Origin of the sequence: Paraburkholderia sp. 35.1 (genome assembly GCF_050436525.1) — a bacterium.
Classification (GTDB): domain Bacteria; phylum Pseudomonadota; class Gammaproteobacteria; order Burkholderiales; family Burkholderiaceae; genus Paraburkholderia; species Paraburkholderia tuberum.
Map to the genome: position 1 here is coordinate 2,592,682 of NZ_JBNDMJ010000003.1, position 18,064 is coordinate 2,610,745.

The 18,064-nt window shown below is 65.2% G+C and carries 15 protein-coding genes and 1 pseudogene; 15 read left to right on the forward strand and 1 reads right to left on the reverse strand.

Annotated elements, in window-relative coordinates; genetic code table 11:
- The first annotated feature begins 41 nt into the window (after nucleotides 1-41).
- Nucleotides 42-1,322, forward strand: a complete 1,281-nt coding sequence (locus OKW27_RS32105) for a dihydroorotase (protein ID WP_429335838.1) — start codon at nucleotides 42-44, stop codon at nucleotides 1,320-1,322.
- Between the two features lie 38 nt (nucleotides 1,323-1,360).
- Nucleotides 1,361-2,218 (forward strand): lysophospholipid acyltransferase family protein, encoded by an 858-nt coding sequence (locus OKW27_RS32110; protein WP_429335839.1) that lies wholly within the window; start codon nucleotides 1,361-1,363, stop codon nucleotides 2,216-2,218.
- Nucleotides 2,219-2,254: 36 nt separating this feature from the next.
- Here OKW27_RS32110 and OKW27_RS32115 read toward each other — a convergent pair.
- A pseudogene (locus OKW27_RS32115) lies at nucleotides 2,255-3,128 on the reverse strand (symmetrical bis(5'-nucleosyl)-tetraphosphatase).
- Between the two features lie 229 nt (nucleotides 3,129-3,357).
- Here OKW27_RS32115 and OKW27_RS32120 point away from each other — a divergent pair.
- From OKW27_RS32120 to OKW27_RS32180, 13 genes are all read left to right on the forward strand, one after another.
- A complete protein-coding gene (locus tag OKW27_RS32120; RefSeq protein WP_429335840.1) occupies nucleotides 3,358-4,269 on the forward strand; it encodes a GDP-mannose 4,6-dehydratase in 912 nt (303 codons plus the stop codon).
- Nucleotides 4,270-4,664: 395 nt separating this feature from the next.
- On the forward strand, nucleotides 4,665-5,726 hold the full coding sequence (gene rfbB, locus OKW27_RS32125; protein ID WP_090803281.1) for a dTDP-glucose 4,6-dehydratase: 1,062 nt from the start codon (nucleotides 4,665-4,667) through the stop codon (nucleotides 5,724-5,726).
- Nucleotides 5,727-5,736: 10 nt separating this feature from the next.
- Entirely contained in the window at nucleotides 5,737-6,630 is an 894-nt protein-coding gene (gene rfbA / locus OKW27_RS32130) for a glucose-1-phosphate thymidylyltransferase RfbA (RefSeq protein WP_090803282.1), read from the forward strand.
- Complete coding sequence (rfbC, locus tag OKW27_RS32135; RefSeq protein WP_429335841.1) at nucleotides 6,615-7,166, forward strand: dTDP-4-dehydrorhamnose 3,5-epimerase; 552 nt, start codon at nucleotides 6,615-6,617, stop codon at nucleotides 7,164-7,166. Before rfbA ends, rfbC begins: the two co-directional genes overlap by 16 nt.
- A 9-nt stretch (nucleotides 7,167-7,175) precedes the next feature.
- Nucleotides 7,176-8,102: a dTDP-4-dehydrorhamnose reductase gene (gene rfbD, locus OKW27_RS32140; protein WP_429335842.1), complete on the forward strand. Its 927-nt coding sequence runs from the start codon at nucleotides 7,176-7,178 to the stop codon at nucleotides 8,100-8,102.
- A 286-nt stretch (nucleotides 8,103-8,388) separates the two neighbouring features.
- Nucleotides 8,389-9,804: a mannose-1-phosphate guanylyltransferase/mannose-6-phosphate isomerase gene (locus OKW27_RS32145; protein ID WP_429335843.1), complete on the forward strand. Its 1,416-nt coding sequence runs from the start codon at nucleotides 8,389-8,391 to the stop codon at nucleotides 9,802-9,804.
- A gap of 1 nt (nucleotide 9,805) precedes the next feature.
- Entirely contained in the window at nucleotides 9,806-10,624 is an 819-nt protein-coding gene (locus OKW27_RS32150; RefSeq protein ID WP_090803289.1) for an ABC transporter permease, read from the forward strand.
- Between the two features lie 4 nt (nucleotides 10,625-10,628).
- The gene (locus OKW27_RS32155) at nucleotides 10,629-11,405 is read left to right on the forward strand and encodes an ABC transporter ATP-binding protein (RefSeq protein ID WP_090803291.1); all 777 of its coding nucleotides are present in this window, start codon (nucleotides 10,629-10,631) and stop codon (nucleotides 11,403-11,405) included.
- A 191-nt stretch (nucleotides 11,406-11,596) separates the two neighbouring features.
- Entirely contained in the window at nucleotides 11,597-12,979 is a 1,383-nt protein-coding gene (locus tag OKW27_RS32160) for a phenylacetate--CoA ligase family protein (protein ID WP_429335844.1), read from the forward strand.
- Nucleotides 12,976-14,553 carry a polysaccharide deacetylase gene (locus OKW27_RS32165; RefSeq protein WP_429335845.1) on the forward strand — a complete coding sequence of 526 codons (1,578 nt, stop codon included), beginning with the start codon at nucleotides 12,976-12,978 and terminating at the stop codon, nucleotides 14,551-14,553. Before OKW27_RS32160 ends, OKW27_RS32165 begins: the two co-directional genes overlap by 4 nt.
- Nucleotides 14,550-15,668 carry a non-hydrolyzing UDP-N-acetylglucosamine 2-epimerase gene (gene wecB, locus OKW27_RS32170; RefSeq protein ID WP_429335846.1) on the forward strand — a complete coding sequence of 373 codons (1,119 nt, stop codon included), beginning with the start codon at nucleotides 14,550-14,552 and terminating at the stop codon, nucleotides 15,666-15,668. Before OKW27_RS32165 ends, wecB begins: the two co-directional genes overlap by 4 nt.
- Nucleotides 15,661-16,914 (forward strand): glycosyltransferase, encoded by a 1,254-nt coding sequence (locus tag OKW27_RS32175; RefSeq protein WP_429335847.1) that lies wholly within the window; start codon nucleotides 15,661-15,663, stop codon nucleotides 16,912-16,914. Before wecB ends, OKW27_RS32175 begins: the two co-directional genes overlap by 8 nt.
- Nucleotides 16,911-18,044 carry a glycosyltransferase gene (locus OKW27_RS32180; protein ID WP_429335848.1) on the forward strand — a complete coding sequence of 378 codons (1,134 nt, stop codon included), beginning with the start codon at nucleotides 16,911-16,913 and terminating at the stop codon, nucleotides 18,042-18,044. The genes OKW27_RS32175 and OKW27_RS32180 overlap by 4 nt, the downstream gene beginning before the upstream one ends.
- Nucleotides 18,045-18,064: the final 20 nt, after the last annotated feature.

Here is an 18,064-nt window from a genome sequence, read left to right on the forward strand (position 1 = left end):
CCGAACGATAGGCTGAACCACAGGTTTAACAAAGGCAGCGCATGAAGATTCATATTCAAGGCGGCACGCTGATCGATCCGGCAGCGGGCACCGAACAGCAGCAGGACATCTTTATCGAGGCGGGCAAGATCGTCGCCTTGGGCAACGCGCCGGCCGGCTTCCAGGCGGAGCGCACGCTCGACGCGCGCGGTCTGTCGATCGCGCCGGGTCTCGTCGACCTGTGCGCGCGTTTGCGCGAGCCGGGCTACGAGCACAAGGCGACGCTAGGCTCGGAAATGGCCGCGGCGCTCGCGGGCGGCGTGACGAGCCTCGTATGTCCGCCGGACACCGATCCGACGCTCGACGAACCGGGCCTCGTCGAAATGCTGAAGTTCCGCGCGCGCAATCAGAACAAGGCGCACGTGTATCCGCTCGGCGCGCTGACGGTCGGTCTCAAGGGGCAGGTCATCACCGAGATGGTCCAGCTGACCGAGGCGGGCTGCGTCGGCTTCTCGCAGGCCGACACGCCGATCGTCGATACCCAGGTGCTGATGCGCGCGCTGCAATACGCGAAGACCTATGATTTCACCGTGTGGCTGCGTCCCGTCGATGCGTATCTGGGCAAGGGCGGCGTCGCCGCGAGCGGCGCGCTGGCGTCGCGGCTCGGGCTGTCGGGCGTGCCGGTGGCGGCTGAGACCATCGCGCTGCATACGATCTTCGAACTCGTGCGCGTGACCGGCGCGCGCGTGCATGTGTCGCATGTGTCGTCGGCGGCGGGCGTGGCGCTCGTGCGCGCGGCGAAGGGCGAGGGCCTGCCGGTGTCGTGCGACGTCACCGTGAACCACGTGCATCTGATCGACCTCGACATCGGTTACTTCGACGCGCAGTTCCGGCTCGATCCGCCGCTGCGCCAGCAGCGCGATCGCGAAGCGATCCGCGCGGGCCTCGTCGACGGTACGATCGATGCGATCTGCTCCGCGCACACGCCGGTCGACGACGACGAAAAGCTGCTGCCGTTCGCCGAAGCGACGCCGGGCGCAACCGGCCTCGAATTGTTCCTGTCGCTGACGGTGAAGTGGGCCGACGAAGCGGGCGTGCCGCTCGCGACCGCGCTCAATCGCATCACCGCGGCGCCGGCGCAGGTGCTCGGCCTCGAAGCGGCTGGCCGCATTGCGGTCGGCGCGGTGGCCGATCTCTGCGTGTTCGACCGTCACGCTTACTGGCGCGTCGAGCCGCGTGCGCTGAAGAGCCAGGGGCATAACACGCCGTTCCTCGGCTACGAGCTGCCGGCACAGGTGCGCGCGACCGTCGTGTCCGGTCAGCTCGCCTACGAACAGCGCTGAGCGGTATCGTTTCGGTACAGTCAAGGAAAGCTCCGGCCATGAAGCTCGCGTTACGCAAGGTCCGTCTCATCACGCATCTGCTGCACGGCATGTGGACCGTCGCGACGCGCTTTCCGAACGCGAGCGCCGAGCGGCGTCACGCGCTCAATCGCGCGTGGTCGCTGAAGATGCTGCGGCTGTGCGGCATGCGCCTCGTCGTGCATAACGACCCGGTGCGGCTCGATCGTGGCGTGCTCGTCGTCGCCAATCACATCTCGTGGATCGACATCTACGTAATCAACGCGTGGCGGCCGACGCCGTTCGTCTCGAAGGCGGAGATCCGGCAATGGCCGGTGGTCGGATGGCTCGCACAGCAGCTCGATACGGTGTTCATCCAGCGCGAGAAGCGCAGTGACGCGAAGCGCATCATGCACGAACTCGCCGCACGGCTCAGCGCGGGTGAACTGATGTGCGTGTTCCCCGAAGGCACGACGTCGAACGGGCTCGAGTTGCTGCCGTTTCACGCGAACATGTTCCAGGCCGCGGTGTCGGCCGGTGTGCCGGTGCAGCCGCTGTGCATCATGTACGAGGACGCGCAGGGCCGGCAGTCGACGGCACCCGCATACATCGACGACGTGTCGTTGTCCGACTCGCTCGACATGCTGTTGCGTGGCGGTCCGATGACCGCCCACGTATATGTTGGCGCACCGCTCGCGCCGGACGCGGACCGGCGGGTGCTCGCGGCGCAGGCTCAGCAGGTGGTGGCGAACGCGTTGCGGGACATGCAGGCCGGCAACGCAGTGGCGGGGACGGTCGCGCAAGAGGGCGACGTTGTAGATGCTGCGTCGTCGAGCGACGCCGCTGAGACGGCGCAAACGCTGATCGAGCCCGTCGATCAGCCGCACCGCTCGGTCTAAGCGGGGGCGCTGCCGGGCAGCGTCGCCGTCTTCTGTTTAGTTGCCCCCGCGCGGCACGCCGCGCGAATCGCAATCGACTTGCGTCAACGTCCGCTCAGCCGGGTTTTTCGCGAGCCGTACCGCCGACAGCTTCTGCCCCCACACGCAACCCGAGTCGAGGCCGATCAGGTTGTCGCGCAACATCAGGCCGAGCGCGGCCCAATGACCGAACACGACGGTCACGTCGGCGGTCTGGCGCGACGGCACGTCGAACCACGGCATGCAGCCGCTCGGCGTGGATGCGAGCGTGCCGCTGCTGCTGAAATCCATCACGCCATCGGCGCTGCAAAAGCGCATGCGCGTCAACGCGCTGCACGTGACGCGCAGCCGCTCGATACCCTTCAGGCCCGGCTTCCAGCGGTTCGGTTCATTGCCGTACAAGCCGGCAAGCGTCTCTTTCCAGTTCGGCGCACGCAGCGCGCGTTGCAACTCGTCGGCGAGTTCGAGCGTCAGCGTCGCATCCCATTGCGGCAGCACGCCCGCATGCACCATCAGCATGCCGTTGTCGAAATGCGCGAGCGGGCGGTGGCGTATCCACTCGAGCAGATCGGCGGCATCGGGCGCGGCGAGGATCTCTTCGATCGTGTCGCCTTTCTTCGACTTGCGAATCCCCGCCGACACCGACAGCAGATGCAGATCGTGATTGCCGAGCACCGGCACCGCGCGCTCGCCGAACGCGATCACGTCGCGCAAGGTGTCGAGGGAGTCGGGGCCGCGGTTGATCAGATCGCCGGCGAACCACAGCGGTGTGCCGTCCGGCGGCGCGGCTTTGGCCAGCAGTCGCTTGAAACGGTGCGCGGCAGCCTTGCAGATCGCCGAAAGCAAGAGGGACGAGGGGAGCGGAGGTACTGGAAGCGTTGAGGGGTGTCATCGAGGAAATCAAGGCGATTCGATACGCGCGGTGCTGCACGACGCGTGCCACGCTGGGCAGAGCAGCAAGATAGCGTGACATAATAGCCCGTTTGGGGTTCGGGTATCGCGCGATAACGTTGCGGGACGCGGGTGGAACGCCGCCGTAACACGGCACGGCGGCAACCCCGCATGGACCGCGCGCGATTCCAATACAACAACAGGATGACTCTCTCGTGAACGAAGCCAGCATGTCGTCTTCCGCGGCGAAGCAATCATTTCGCACGCTCGTCACCGGTGCGAACGGTTTTACCGGCCGCTATCTGGTCGAGAAGCTGACCGGGCGCGGCCATACCGTGATCGAAGCGGTGTCCGGCCGCGACGAGTCCGACACGCCGGCACGCGTCAAACTCGACATCACCTCACCGGAAGACTGCCGGCGCGTGCTCGACACCGTGCGGCCCGATTTCATCGTGCATCTGGCCGCGATCAGCTTCGTGGGGCACAACGATCCGCTCGACTTTTATCGCGTCAACGTGATCGGCACGCAGAACCTGCTCGAAGCCTGTGTCGCGATCGGCCATGTGCCGCGCAAGCTGCTGATCGCAAGCAGCGCGAACGTGTACGGCAACGTCAGCAGCGCCGCGATCGACGAGAGCTTCCCGCTTATGCCGGTCAATCATTACGCGGCCAGCAAAGCGGCCATGGAAGCGCTGGTGCGCACATGGTTCGACCGCCTGCCGATCCTGATCGTGCGGCCGTTCAACTACACCGGCCGCGGCCAGGCGGTGAACTTCCTCGTGCCGAAGATCGTCAGCCACTTCGCGCGGCGCGCGGCATCGATCGAACTCGGCAATATCGACATTGCGCGCGACTTCTCTGACGTGCGTTATGTGGCGAGCGCGTACGAGGCGTTGCTCGACTCCAATGTCGCCGCCGAAATCGTCAACGTCTGCACCGGCGCGCCGTATTCGTTGCGTGAAATCCTCACGACCGCGAGCGAACTCACCGGTCACGACATCGAAGTCCGGGTCAATCCCGCCTTTGTCCGGCAAACGGACGTCAAGATGCTTGCCGGTTCGCCCGCCAAATTGCACTCGCTGGTGCCGGCGGTCGAGTCGATCCCTTTCATCGATACGCTGCGCTGGATGCTCGCGGCCTGAGCGCGCTCGCGCGAGCAACCGCCTGACGGTCTGCACCGAAGGGCCGCGTTTGCGGCCTTTCATGACGCTTTCGCCGTTCTTCTTCATTTTCTACTCTTTCCGCGCCGCGCCGCACAGTATGTGGTGCACATCATCACAGGCGCCAAAATGCGCGTAACCGCACCGAAAAAGCCCCTTTTCCCAGACCCACGGCAACGAATTCTGTCAAGCTGTTTCAAGTTGTTAGGGTTCTAGTTTTTGCACTCGGCGGCTTTATAATTGGGGGTTCATAAAATTGGCGTCTGAGTGTCCACTCTCCGGGGAACGCGACGGACGACCAGAGAAACGGACACCACGCGGGGTGAACAGGTCGCAAGCTCTTCGCCGCCTGTCACTAACATCGACAAGGGAATTACATGATCCTGGTAACGGGCGGTGCCGGCTTTATCGGCGCTAATTTCGTGCTCGACTGGCTGAATGCGTCGGACGAAGCGGTGCTCAACGTAGACAAACTGACCTACGCCGGCAACCTGGGCACGCTGAAGTCGCTACAGGGCAATCCCAAACACATTTTCGCGCGCGTCGACATTTGCGATCGCGCCGCGCTCGATTCGCTATTGGCCGAGCACAAGCCGCGCGCCGTGCTGCATTTCGCGGCCGAGAGCCATGTGGATCGCTCGATCCACGGTCCGGCCGATTTCGTGCAAACCAACGTCGTCGGCACCTTCACGCTGCTCGAAGCGACGCGCAGCTACTGGAACACGCTGGGCGTTGCGGAGCGCGCCGCGTTTCGCTTCCTGCACGTGTCGACCGACGAAGTGTTCGGCTCGCTGTCGGCAACCGATCCGCAGTTCTCCGAAACTACGCCTTATGCGCCGAATAGCCCCTATTCGGCGACCAAGGCCGGTTCGGATCACCTCGTGCGCGCCTACCACCACACGTACGGCCTGCCGGTGCTGACCACCAACTGCTCGAACAACTACGGCCCGTACCAGTTCCCCGAAAAGCTGATTCCGCTGATGATCGCCAACGCGCTCGGCGGCAAGCCGCTGCCCGTGTATGGCGACGGGCAGAACGTGCGCGACTGGCTGTACGTAGGCGACCACTGCAGCGCGATCCGTGAAGTGCTCGCGCGCGGCACGCCGGGCGAGACGTACAACGTCGGCGGCTGGAACGAGAAGAAGAATCTCGAGGTCGTGCACACGCTGTGCGACCTGCTCGACCAGCAGCGCCCGAAGGCGGCCGGCTCGTATCGCGACCAGATCACCTATGTAAAAGATCGTCCGGGTCACGACCGCCGTTACGCGATCGACGCCCGCAAGCTCGAGCGCGAACTCGGCTGGAAGCCGGCGGAAACGTTCGAGACGGGGCTCGCCAAAACGGTTCAGTGGTATCTCGACAACCAGCAATGGGTCGACGAAGTCGCTTCGGGCGAATACCGGAAGTGGGTCGAGACCAACTACGCGCAGCGCGCGTAAAGGCACGGCAATGGCGCGCAAAGGCATTATTCTCGCGGGCGGCTCGGGCACCCGCCTGTATCCGATCACGCACGTCGTCTCCAAGCAGCTGCTGCCGGTGTACGACAAGCCGATGATCTACTACCCGCTGTCCACGCTGATGGTGGCGGGTATTCGCGACGTGCTGATCATCTCCACGCCGCAGGACACGCCGCGCTTCGAGGCGATGCTCGGTGACGGCAGCCAGTGGGGCATGAACATCCAGTACGCGGTGCAGCCGTCGCCGGATGGACTCGCGCAGGCCTTCATCATCGGCCGCGAGTTCGTGAACAATGATCCGTCGGCGTTGATTCTCGGCGACAACATCTTCTACGGCCACGATCTCGCGAAGCAACTCGAACGCGCCGACGATCAGACCGACGGCGCCACCGTGTTCGCGTATCACGTGCAGGACCCGGAACGCTACGGCGTGGTCGAATTCGACCAGCAGTTCCGCGCGTTGTCGATCGAGGAAAAGCCCGCCAGGCCGCGTTCGAACTACGCGGTCACGGGTCTGTACTTTTACGACAAGCAGGTCTGCGACATCGCCGCGGACATCAAGCCGTCGCCGCGCGGCGAGCTCGAGATCACCGACGTGAACTCGCGCTACCTCGCGAACGCGGCGCTCAACGTCGAGATCATGGGCCGCGGTTATGCGTGGCTCGACACCGGCACGCACGATTCGCTGATCGAAGCCGCGACCTTCATCGCAACGCTGCAAAAGCGCCAGGGCCTGGTGGTCGCGTGTCCGGAAGAGATCGCGTACCGGCGTCAGTGGATCGACGGCGAGCAGTTGCTCGCGCTCGCCAAACCGCTCGCGAAAAATGCCTACGGGCAATACCTGCAAAACATTCTCACGGATCACGTCGCATGGCCATCCAGGTAACCGCAACCTCGCTGCCCGAAGTCAAGATCATCGAGCCGAAGGTGTTCGGCGATGCGCGCGGCTTCTTTTTCGAAAGCTTCAATGCGCTCGAATTCGCCGAGAAGGTCGAGCCGGGCGTCGAGTTCGTGCAGGACAATCATTCGCGTTCGGCGAGAGGCGTGCTGCGCGGTCTGCACTATCAGATCCAGCATGCGCAGGGCAAGCTCGTGCGCGTGGTCGAGGGCGAGGTGTTCGACGTCGCCGTCGACATCCGCAAGAGCTCGCCGAACTTCGGCAAGTGGGTCGGCGTGACGCTGTCGGTCGAGAACCATCGGCAGCTGTGGGTGCCGCCCGGTTTCGCGCACGGCTTCGTCGTGCTGTCGGAGTCCGCGCAGTTCCTCTACAAGACCACGGATTATTGGTTCCCCGAGCACGAGCGCAGCATCGTGTGGAACGATCCGGCGATCGGAATCGAATGGCCGGTCGACTTCGAGCCGCTGCTCGCGGCCAAGGATGCGGCGGGCAAGCGTCTCGCCGACGCCGAAGTCTACGCATAAGGGGATCGCATGAGCGCACACGACGCGAAACGGACGATTCTCGTCACCGGCGTAAATGGCCAGCTCGGCTATGAGCTCGCGCGCACGCTGCAAGGGCTCGGCAATGTGGTCGCGGTCGACCGCTCGCGGCTCGATCTGTCGAACCTCGATCAGATTCGCGCGGTGGTGCGCGACCTGCGTCCCGCGCTGATCGTCAATCCGGCCGCTTATACGGCGGTGGACAAGGCCGAAGAAGAACGCGACCTGGCAATGCGCATCAACGGCGAAGCACCGGGCGTGCTCGCCGAGGAAGCGAAAAAGCTCGGCGCCGCGCTGATCCACTATTCGACCGACTACGTGTTCAACGGCACGAAAGAAGGCGCGTACGTCGAAGACGATCCAACCGATCCGCAGAACGTCTACGGCCGCAGCAAGCTCGCGGGCGAGCAGGCAATCGCGGCGAGCGGCGTGAATCACCTCGTATTGCGCACGAGCTGGGTGTACGGCACGCGCGGCAAGAACTTTCTGCTGACGATGTTGCGGCTCGGCGCCGATCGTCCGGAGCTGAAGGTGGTGGCCGACCAGTTCGGCGCGCCCACCTGGTGCAACACGATCGCGACGCTGACCGCGCATCTGTGCGCACAGTCCTTCGCCGCCGAAGACGGCGCGAAGTGGTGGGACGAGCGTTCGGGCATCTATCACCTGTGCGCGGGCGACTCGACGTCGTGGCACGGTTTCGCGTCGGCGATCTTTGAACTCGCGGATTTGCCGAACAGGCCGAACACGCTGCCGATTCCGGCCGCGGATTACCCGACGCCCGCGAAGCGCCCAGCCAATTCCAGAATGTCGAACGACAAGCTGGCGCGCGTGTTCGGGCTCGCCGCGCCGCATTGGCGCGACGCGTTGAAGCTGTGTCTGACGGACGGTTTTCCAAAGTCGCCGGCGGCGCGCACCTGAGTCGCGGTTTCGACGCAGGGCTCGCGAGCACCGGTGCGGCGAAGGAAACACTCGCATCGGATGTCCTGCCGCGCACGCCGCTCGCCATGATGCCGTCGTGGTCTGGGACCGATCGAAACGATTGTTGCCTGACAATGGTGAAAGGGTGCGGCGGTAGAATGTCGCTCGACGCGAGGGCGTTCGAGGCGCGGATTTAACGTTCTATGCGCAGTAGATTGCAAACGTCTGCGTCAACCGCGCGCAAGCCAGTATGGCCACGTAAAAAATACGGTATCGAGAGGGAGCTGTGAGTTTGTTACCGATCATTCTGTGCGGCGGAGCGGGATCGCGGCTCTGGCCGGTCTCGCGGGAATCGCACCCGAAGCCGTTCATCCGTCTCGCGGACGGCGAAAGCCTGCTGCAGAAAGCGTTCCTGCGCGCGGTCGCGTTGCCCGGCGTGAAGGAAGTGCTCACGGTAACCAACCGTGAGCTGTTCTTCAAGACCGAAGACGATTTCCGCGAGGTCAACGGCAAGAACGTCGCGACCTCGTTCATTCTCGAACCGTTCGGCCGCAACACGGCCGCGGCGGTTGCCACGGCGGCCTGGCACACGGCGAAGGCGCATGGCGCAGACACCGTGATGCTGGTGCTCGCCGCGGATCACCTGATCGCGGATCAAACCGCGTTCGCCGCGGCGGTCGCGCGTGCGCAGACGCTTGCGCAGGCCGGCAACGTGGTCACCTTCGGCATGCATCCGGATACGCCCGAAACCGGCTACGGCTATATCGAAGCCGATGGCGAGCGGGTCGTGCGCTTCGTCGAGAAGCCGTCGGTGGAGAAGGCCCGCGAGTATCTGGCGTCGGGCAAGTTCGTGTGGAACTCGGGCATGTTCTGCTTCACCGCGGGCACGATCCTGAAGGAAATGCGCGAGCATTGTCCCGACATTCTCGATGCCGCGGCCGAATGCATGGACAAGTCGCCGTCCGCCGAAGGCAAGAGCGGCGCGCAGGTGCGTCTCGAGCCGGGCTGCTTCGGCGCGGTGCCGGAGCTGTCGTTCGACTACGCGGTAATGGAGAAGTGCGAGCACGCGGCGGTCGTGTGCTGCAACCTCGGCTGGACCGACGTCGGCTCGTGGACCGCGCTGTCCGATCTGTCGCCGGCCGATGCGAGCGGCAACCGCGTCGAAGGCGAGGCGCTGCTCGTCGACGTGAAGAACTCGTATCTGCGCAGCGACGGGCGCCTGATCGGCGCGGTCGGCGTCGACAACCTGATCGTGATCGACACGCCCGATGCGCTGCTCGTCGCGCACCGGGATCGCGCGCAGGACGTGAAGCAGATTTTCGCGGAGCTGAAGTCGCGCGGCCATGAGACGTACAAGGTGCATCGCACCGTGCATCGGCCGTGGGGCACGTACTCGGTGCTCGAAGAGGGGCCGCGCTTCAAGATCAAGCGCATCGAGGTGAAGCCGGGCGCGAGCCTGAGCCTGCAGATGCATCATCACCGCAACGAGCATTGGGTCGTGGTGAGCGGCATGGCGAAGGTCGTCAACGGCGAAAAAGAGTTCTTCGTGTCGACCAACGAGTCGACCTATATCCCGGCGGGTCACAAACATCGCCTCGAAAATCCGGGCGTCGTCGAGCTCGTGATGATCGAAGTGCAAAGCGGCGAATATCTGGGCGAAGACGATATCGTTCGCTTCGAAGACATTTACGGACGTACTTGAGATGGATATCAGTTTTACCAACGACTCGGAAGACCTGACACGTCACAACGAGCGCGACGACCTGCTGGTCGGCATGAAAGCGGTGCGGGTCTGGGGCACGCTCGGCTGGCACGACATCCGGCAGCGTTATCGCCGCTCGGTGCTCGGGCCGTTCTGGTTCACGCTCAGCACGATCATCTTGGTGGTCGTGCTCGGCGCGTTGTACTCGACGCTGCTGCACCAGGAACTCTCCGACTATCTGCCGTATCTGGCGGTGGGTCTCGTCGTGTGGGCGTATCTGGCGTCGGTCGCCAACGAGGGCTGCATGGCCTTCATCGGCTCGGCCTATCTGATCAAGCAGATCAGGCTGCCGCTGACGGTCCACGTATGCCGCATCGCGTGGCGCAACTTCGTGATCCTGCTGCATAGCCTGCCGGTCGTCGTCGTGCTGCTGTTCGTGTTCGGTCACTGGCCGGGCTGGGAAATCGTGCTGGTGCCGTTCGCGCTCGTGGTCCTGCTGCTGCACGGCGTGTGGCTCGGCGTCACGCTCGGCGTGCTGTGCGCACGCTTTCGCGACATTCCGCCGATCGTCACGAACCTGATCCAGGTCGTGTTCTTCTTCACGCCGGTCATGTGGTCGCCGGAAATCCTGAAGGACCGCGCGTGGGTCGCCGAATACAACCCGCTCTATCACCTGATCGAAACGGTGCGCGCGCCGCTCACCGGCCGCCCGACCCACTGGGAGTCGTGGGCGTGGTCGATTGGTCTCTTGATCGTCGGCTTTGCGTTCGCGCAGATCCTGATGAAGCGTTTCCGTAATCGCGTTCCTTACTGGCTTTGATATTGTGAGTTCTTCATCGATTGTCGCTCGTAACATCTCCGTCGAATTTCCGATTTACGAGAACTCGCATCGCTCGCTGAAAAAGGCGGTGCTCAATTTGACGACGGGCGGCCGGATCGGCCAGGACGCGGGTCGCCATGCGATCGTCCGCGCGATCGACGACCTGAGCTTCACCTTCAGCGAAGGCGAGCGCATCGGCCTGATCGGCCACAACGGCTCGGGCAAGACGACGCTGTTGCGCACGCTGTCGGGCGTCTATGCGCCGGTGCGCGGCGAGCTGAAGGTGCGGGGCAAGATCGCGTCGCTGCTCGACGTGTCGATGGGCCTCGACCCCGACGCGACCGGCTTCGAAAACATCTATCTGCGCGGCATTCTCGACGGGCTGAAGCCCGCGCGCATCCGCAGCAAGATCGACGAGATCGCCGACTTCAGCGAACTGGGCGATTACCTGAATCTGCCGGTGCGCACCTATTCGAGCGGGATGATGCTGCGCCTCGCGTTCGCGATCTCGACGAGCGTCGAAGCCGACATCCTGATCATGGACGAATGGCTGAGCGTGGGCGACGCCGAGTTCAGCGTGAAGGCGGCCGAGCGTCTGGAAGGCCTCGTCGGCAAGGCGGCGCTGCTGGTGGTGGCGTCGCACGATCCGTCGCTGGTCGCGCGCGCGTGCACCCGCAAGATCTCGATGGAACACGGCAAGATGGTCGCCGACGAACCCGTGCTGCCGTCGGAAAAATCCGACGAGCCGCTCATCAGCCACACCGCGCAGTTGCCGCACTGAGCACGCCGGTGCGCGACCGGCGCGGCGCATGCCGCGCCTGCCGCATGTGCGCCGACGCGCGAGCTGCGCGGCGCGACGGCAGCAGGCAAATCCATCGGCTCATCGGCTAAACCGCGCCCCGGCGCAAGCCAGTCCCGCAGTTCAGCAACACCCTCGTGGCCAATCCCGAGGCGTAACAAGGTTCGAATTTGATGCGAGCTAATCACCCGTTTCTGCGCTACTCCGAATCCCTGCTGGTGCGTCAGCCGTTTCGCACGCTGAAGGGTTTCGCGGGCGGCTATATCGCGTATCCGATTGCGGAGAACGCCGAAAAGCGCAACGTGCGCCCGAAAATCCGCGAGCTGCGCGAGCACTATTCGCTGCCGATGCCGCATCGCCGCCGCATCGCGCTCGAACGGCTCGTCGCCACGCTCGAATTCGCCGGCGCGAAGGTGCCTTACTATCGCGACCTGTTCCAGGCGAAGCAGTTCGATCCCGCCAAGGTCAGGAACGACCCGCGCTACCTCGAAGAACTGCCGTATCTGACCAAGGACATCATCCGCGAGCAGGGTCCGCGTCTCCTGTCGGGACCGCTCGAGGCCGGCAAGCACCACGCGTGCAAGACCGGCGGCTCGACCGGCCTCTCCACGACGATTTACTACGACCAGGAAGGCGCCGATTATTCGTCGGCGGTCACCAACTATTGCCGCGAGCGGATCGGCAAGCTGCGCCATCGCTCGGAGTTGCACTTCGCGTGCCGTTTCCCGGATCAGGTCGTGCCCGACTGGCCGTCGCGCGAAGACTTCAAATGCTTCGCGATGAATCGCAGCAATGTCTTCTTCGACCGCATCGACGATCACGGCCTCGAGGAAATGTGGTGCACGCTGAAGCGCCGCCGCCCATATCTCGCGCACTCGCATCCGTCGACGATGTACGCGCTCGCCTGCTATGTCGAGCGCAAGTACGGCGGCGGCAACGCGTTCCAGGTGTTCGAGTCGAGTGGCGAGCTGCTCGAGCCGCATGCGCGCGAGATGATCGCGAAGGCGTTGCGCTGTCGCGTGATCGACCGCTACGGCCTCGCCGAGCTCGGTGTGATGGCCTATGAGCTCGACGGTCACGAAGGCGGCTTCCAGATCCTCGAATCGGAAGGCTGGCCGGAAAGCCGCGTTGCGCCGGACAACCCCGACGGCGCGCACGAGCTCGTGTTCACCGGGTTCCGCAACCGGCTCATGCCCTTGATCCGCTACACGACCGGCGACCTCGCGCGCGTGCAGAAGACGGAGAAGGGCTTTTTCCTGACCGACGTGGTCGGCCGGATTCACGACGTCGTGCCGATCAACGGCGTCGCGCATCCGACGCACCACATCCAGGACATGCTCGATCACCGCGTCGGCGGCATCCAGGAATTCCAGATCGATCTGCGCACGACGCCGCCCACTTTGCGCATCGTGCTCGAACCGCACGCGAACGCGGAGGACACCACCGCGAAGCTGCGCCACTTCTGGCAGGACGCGTTCACGATCGCCTACGTCGGTCACGACGATTTCGTGCGCGTGGGCAGTCGCGCCAAATTCCGTCACGTGGTGAGCGCATGATCGGCGTCGCGTATCCCGACGCCCGCGCCGACGCCGGCCAACACGTGCTGGCGGCGCTGCGGCGCTCGGTCAGCGTGACCCAGGCCCAGGCGATCACGCGCAACATGCTGCACGAGATCGCGCCCGACGTCATGGTCGCAGTCGACGCGCCCGATGCGTGGAGCGCCGACCTGATCGCGTTCGTGCAGGCGCGGCCGCGCAAGCTGATCGTGTTCGGCCATATGCCGATCGCGCTCGCGCACTATCTGCGTTATCGGCCCGCGGCGTTGCCCGCCGACCTCTCGCAAGCGAGCCGCAGTGCAATGGCGCCTTCGGGCGAGTCGCGCGAAAGCGCGGCGGCGGTGCGCTACGGCGCGCTCGCGCAGACACTCGGCGGCGCGCCATGGCATCGCCCGTTCGAGCGCTTCGATTTCGCCGACGAATGGAACAACCTCGGCTACGGCGCGATTCGCGCCGACGGCTCGATCTGGGCGCTCGCGCAGGCGCCCGAAGTGCCGGCCGAAGCGGAGCTGGCCGCGGTCGTCGTGAACGGCGAGCGACAGTTCGCGTACGCGGCGCTGTGGGATGCGGGCGCATCGGCCGTGCTGTGGTTCAACCGGCCGGTCGGCCCGTGCGATTCGTTCGAATGGCGCCTCGTCGAGCAGTTTCTGTCGGGCTACCGGGCCGATGCGCGGCCGTGTCAGCCGGTGCTGAGCGAACTCCCGTGGGGTTACGACGCGGCGATCACGTCGCGGCTCGATTGCGACGAGGACGTCGAATCGGCGCGCCCGTTGTGGCACGCGTACCGGCGTCTCGGCGTGCCGTTCACGCTCGCCGTGCATACGCAGAACCTGCAACGCGGCGGCCAGCACGACATCCTGCGCGAACTGCTTGCCGACCGGCAGCAGGGCGCGGTGCTGTCGCACACGGCGACGCACTCGCCGAACTGGGGCGGCAGCTACGACACCGCGATCGCGGAAGGCGTGCAATCGGCCGAACTGCTCGAACGCGCGACCGGCGTGCCGGTGCGCTACGCGGTGTCGCCGTTTCACCAGTCGCCGCCGTACGCGATGCGCGGCCTGATCGACGCGGGCTACGCGGGCTGCATCGGCGGCATCATCCGCAACGATCCGGAGTTTCTGAGCGCACGCGGCGGCGCGTTGGCCGGTTTGCCGGCGGGCTTCGTCGGTCACAGCCAACAGTGCATGCTGCACGGCGACTGCATGCTGAAAGAGGGCGATCCGCTCGCGATCTTCAAGCAGGCCTTCGACACCGCGTACGCGACCAACACGCTGTTCGGCTATCTCGACCATCCGTTCTCCGAGCGCTACGCGTACGGCTGGACCGACGAGGCGGCGCGCATCGACGCGCACGAGCAGTTGATCGCCTACATGCGCGGCAAGGCCCAACGGCCGCTGTTCCTGCACGAGGAAGCCGCGCTCGATTTCCTGCGCTTGCGCTCGCTCGCGCAGATCGTCGAACACGACGGCGTCTTTCGCGTCGTCACGCCCTTCGCCGACACGACGCCGCTCGCGCTCGGCGTCGAGTTCCGGGGCGCTCATACCAAGGTAGAGACGGGGAAAGCACTGCAATGAAAGTCATGGTGGTGATGGGCACGCGGCCCGAGGTCATCAAGCTCGCACCGCTCGTGCGAGCGCTGCGCAGCGAGTTCGACACGATCGTCTGCGCGAGCGGGCAGCATAGGGACATGGCCGCGCAGGCGCTCGAATTCTTCGGCATCGAACCGGACATCACGCTCGAAACGATGCACCCGGGTCAATCGCTGAATGCGCTCGCGTCGCGCCTGATCGCCGCGCTCGATCGCGCGCTCGACGAAACACGTCCCGATTGGGTGATCGTGCAGGGCGACACGACGACCGCGTTCTGCGCGGGCTTCGCGGCATTCCAGCGCGGCATCCGCGTCGGTCACGTCGAGGCGGGGCTGCGCACCGGCGATCTGGCGAGTCCGTTTCCCGAGGAAGCGAACCGCAGCCTGCTCGGCCGCATCGCGACGCTGCATTTCGCGCCGACCTCGCGCGCGCGCGACAGCCTGCTCAGCGAAGGCGTCGCGCCAGAGAAGATCGTCGTGACCGGCAACACGGTCGTCGATGCGATCGGCGAAGTGCGCGCGAGCTGGAGCGTCACGCCGCCGGCGAGTCCGCTGCCCGCATGGCATGGCGCGCAGCAGCACGTGCTCGTCACGTGCCATCGGCGCGAGAATTTCGGCGACGTGCTGCAGGATATCTGCCGCGTGCTGCGCGATCTGTGTCAGCGCTATAGCGATTACCGCTGGGTGTTTCCCGTGCATCTGAACCCGGCCGTGCGCGGGCCCGTGCATCGCGAGCTCGATGGCATCCCGAATCTCGCGCTGATCGAGCCGGTCGACTATCCGACCAGCCTTCATCTGATCAGCGGCAGCGCCGTCGTGGTCAGCGATTCGGGCGGCATCCAGGAAGAAGCGCCAACCTTCGGCGTGCCGGTCGTCGTGATGCGCAATCACACCGAGCGCCGCGAAGGCGTCGACGCGGGTTTCGCGACGCTCGCGGGCCAAAGTGCGGCGAGCATCGAAAGCGCGGTGATCGGCTGGCTCGACGATCCCGCGCGGCGCGCGGCGCTGCGCGATCGCGCGAATCCGTACGGCGACGGACTGGCCTCACGACGCATCGTCGACAGCCTGCGCGGCCGACCGGTCGAGGTGTTCGTTGGCTGACGGCAAGAACCCCGTGCTTGCCCCGCAAGACTGCGTGCTGTTTTCGACCGCCGACTGGGACGAGCCGTACTGGACCAACAAGCAGCACACGGCGAGCATCCTCGCCGCGCGCGGCTGGCGGATTCTGTATGTGGAAAGCGTTGGCTTCCGCTCGCCGAAAGTGGCCAGCGGCCGCGACTGGTCGCGCCTGTGGCGACGTCTGTGGCGCGGCGTGCAGTCGCTCGTGCTCGGCCCGCCGCGCCGTGCCGACAACATCTGGGTGCTGTCGCCGCTGATGGTGCCGGCCGGGCATCATCTGCCGTTCGTGCGCTCGCTGAATCAGGCGATGCTGCGTTTTTCGGTGAACCGCTTCGCGAGGTTGCATCGCTACGTCAAGCCGGTCGTGTGGACGTACCACCCGTACATGCTCGATGCGATCGCGACGCTGCCGCGCGGGACCCTGGTCTACCACTGCGTCGACGATATCGCGGCGATTCCGGGCGTCGACGTCGACGCGTTCCGCACTGCCCAGCAGGACCTGCTCGGGCGCTGCGAGGCGGTATTCACGACTGCGCAGTCGCTGAAGGACGTGTGCCTGCCGTTTAACCCCAATACGCATTTCTTCGGCAACGTCGTCGATGAAGCGCACTTCGGCGCGGCGCGCGCGGACGGCCCGCTGCCCGCCGAGCTCGCCGCGATCGACGAGCCGCGGCTCGTGTATCACGGCGTGCTGTCGGACTTCAAGGTCGATCTGCCGTTGCTGCTGCAAACCGCGCAGGCGCGGCCGCAGTGGCAATGGGTGATCATCGGCGAGGAGCGCGAAGGGCAGCGCAGCGACCTGCTCGCGCAGCTCAAGCGTCTGCCGAACGTGCATCTGCTCGGCTACCGGCCGTATCGCGTGCTGCCGCAGTATTTGCGCGGCATGCGGGTCGGTGTGTTGCCGACGCTGATCAACGAATACACGCACTCGATGTTTCCGATGAAGTTCTACGAATATCTCGCGGCCGGTCTGCCGGTTGTATCGACGCCGCTCGATTTCGCGAAGGAACCGCGCGCGGGGCTCGAAGTGGGCAGCGATGCCGACGCGTTCATCGCGGCGATCGAGAGGCAGCTTGCACGCGGCAAGCTGAGCGCGGAGGAAGCGCGCGCGGCGGTTGGCGAGAACACGTGGGAAGCGCGGCTGGACAAGATGTTGGCGATCACCTTCCACTTCCCGCAGGCGGGCGGCGGCAGCGCGCGGCCACACGGCGCGGAGGTGCGCACGTGAGGGTCGTTCATGTGTACCGCACGTACTTCCCGGACCCGCCCGGCGGCCTGCAGGAAGCGATCCGCCAGATTGCGCTAGCGACGCGCGAGCGCGGCGTCGAACCGCGCATTCTGACGCTGTCGCCGAGCCCGACGCCGACCGTCGTCGAACGCCCGGAAGGGCAGGTGATCCGCGAGAAATCGTGGGCGGCGCCGGCATCGTGCGATCTCGGCGGGCCGTGCTCGGTGATCAGGTATCGCGAGCTGGCCGCCTGGGCCGACGTCGTGCATTTCCACTTTCCGTGGCCGTTCGCCGACGTATTGCATCTGCTCGGACGCACCAGCAAACCGACGGTGATGACTTACCACTCCGACATCGTGCGGCAGAAGCTGCTCGGCGCCGTCTATGGGCCGCTGATGCGGCGCACGCTGCGCAGCATGTCCGCGGTGGTCGCGACGTCGGCGGCTTATGCGCGGACCAGTGAGACGCTTGCCGCGTGCGTGTCGAAGGAGCGTTTGAAGACGATTCCGCTCGGCATCATCGACTATCGCGACGAGCCGCAGCCGCTCGACGCGCGGCGCAAGCTCGAGAGCCGGCTCGGCCTGGCGCCGGGCGAACCGTATTTTCTGGCGCTCGGCGTGTTGCGCTACTACAAGGGACTGCATACGCTCGTCGAGGCCGCCCGGCATGTGCAGGCGAAAATCGTCGTCGCTGGCTCGGGGCCGGAGCGCGAGCGGCTCGCCGCCTTGGCGCGGCAGCATGGCGCGACCAACGTCGTGTTTGCCGGGCAGGTCACGCATGAGGAAAAGGTTGCGCTGCTCGAGGGCTGTCGCGCGATGGTGCTGCCCTCGCATTTGCGCTCCGAAGCGTTCGGGATGGTGCTGGTCGAAGCCGCGATGTTCGGCAAACCGATGGTGTGCTGTGAGGTGGGGTCCGGGACGTCGTTCGTCAACGAGGATGGGGTGACGGGGTTTGTCGTGCCGCCCGAGGCGCCCGAACCGCTGATCGCCGCGATTAACCGGCTGACGCTGGATGAAGCACTGGCGTGCGGCATGGGAGCGGCGGCGCGGCAGCGATATGAGCGGCTATTTTCTGGGCCAGCGTTGGGAAACGCATATAAATCGCTGTATGAACACGTATTGTCTTCCTGAGTCGTTATTTTCTTTCTCTA

What these genes read in the sequence shown, in the direction of transcription:
- OKW27_RS32105 (WP_429335838.1), top strand. Translation starts at nt 42, where the DNA reads ATGAAGATTCATATTCAAGGCGGCACGCTGATCGATCCGGCAGCGGGC.
- OKW27_RS32110 (WP_429335839.1), top strand. Translation starts at nt 1,361, where the DNA reads ATGAAGCTCGCGTTACGCAAGGTCCGTCTCATCACGCATCTGCTGCAC.
- OKW27_RS32120 (WP_429335840.1), top strand. Translation starts at nt 3,358, where the DNA reads ATGTCGTCTTCCGCGGCGAAGCAATCATTTCGCACGCTCGTCACCGGT.
- rfbB (WP_090803281.1), top strand. Translation starts at nt 4,665, where the DNA reads ATGATCCTGGTAACGGGCGGTGCCGGCTTTATCGGCGCTAATTTCGTG.
- rfbA (WP_090803282.1), top strand. Translation starts at nt 5,737, where the DNA reads ATGGCGCGCAAAGGCATTATTCTCGCGGGCGGCTCGGGCACCCGCCTG.
- rfbC (WP_429335841.1), top strand. Translation starts at nt 6,615, where the DNA reads ATGGCCATCCAGGTAACCGCAACCTCGCTGCCCGAAGTCAAGATCATC.
- rfbD (WP_429335842.1), top strand. Translation starts at nt 7,176, where the DNA reads ATGAGCGCACACGACGCGAAACGGACGATTCTCGTCACCGGCGTAAAT.
- OKW27_RS32150 (WP_090803289.1), top strand. Translation starts at nt 9,806, where the DNA reads ATGGATATCAGTTTTACCAACGACTCGGAAGACCTGACACGTCACAAC.
- OKW27_RS32160 (WP_429335844.1), top strand. Translation starts at nt 11,597, where the DNA reads ATGCGAGCTAATCACCCGTTTCTGCGCTACTCCGAATCCCTGCTGGTG.
- OKW27_RS32165 (WP_429335845.1), top strand. Translation starts at nt 12,976, where the DNA reads ATGATCGGCGTCGCGTATCCCGACGCCCGCGCCGACGCCGGCCAACAC.
- wecB (WP_429335846.1), top strand. Translation starts at nt 14,550, where the DNA reads ATGAAAGTCATGGTGGTGATGGGCACGCGGCCCGAGGTCATCAAGCTC.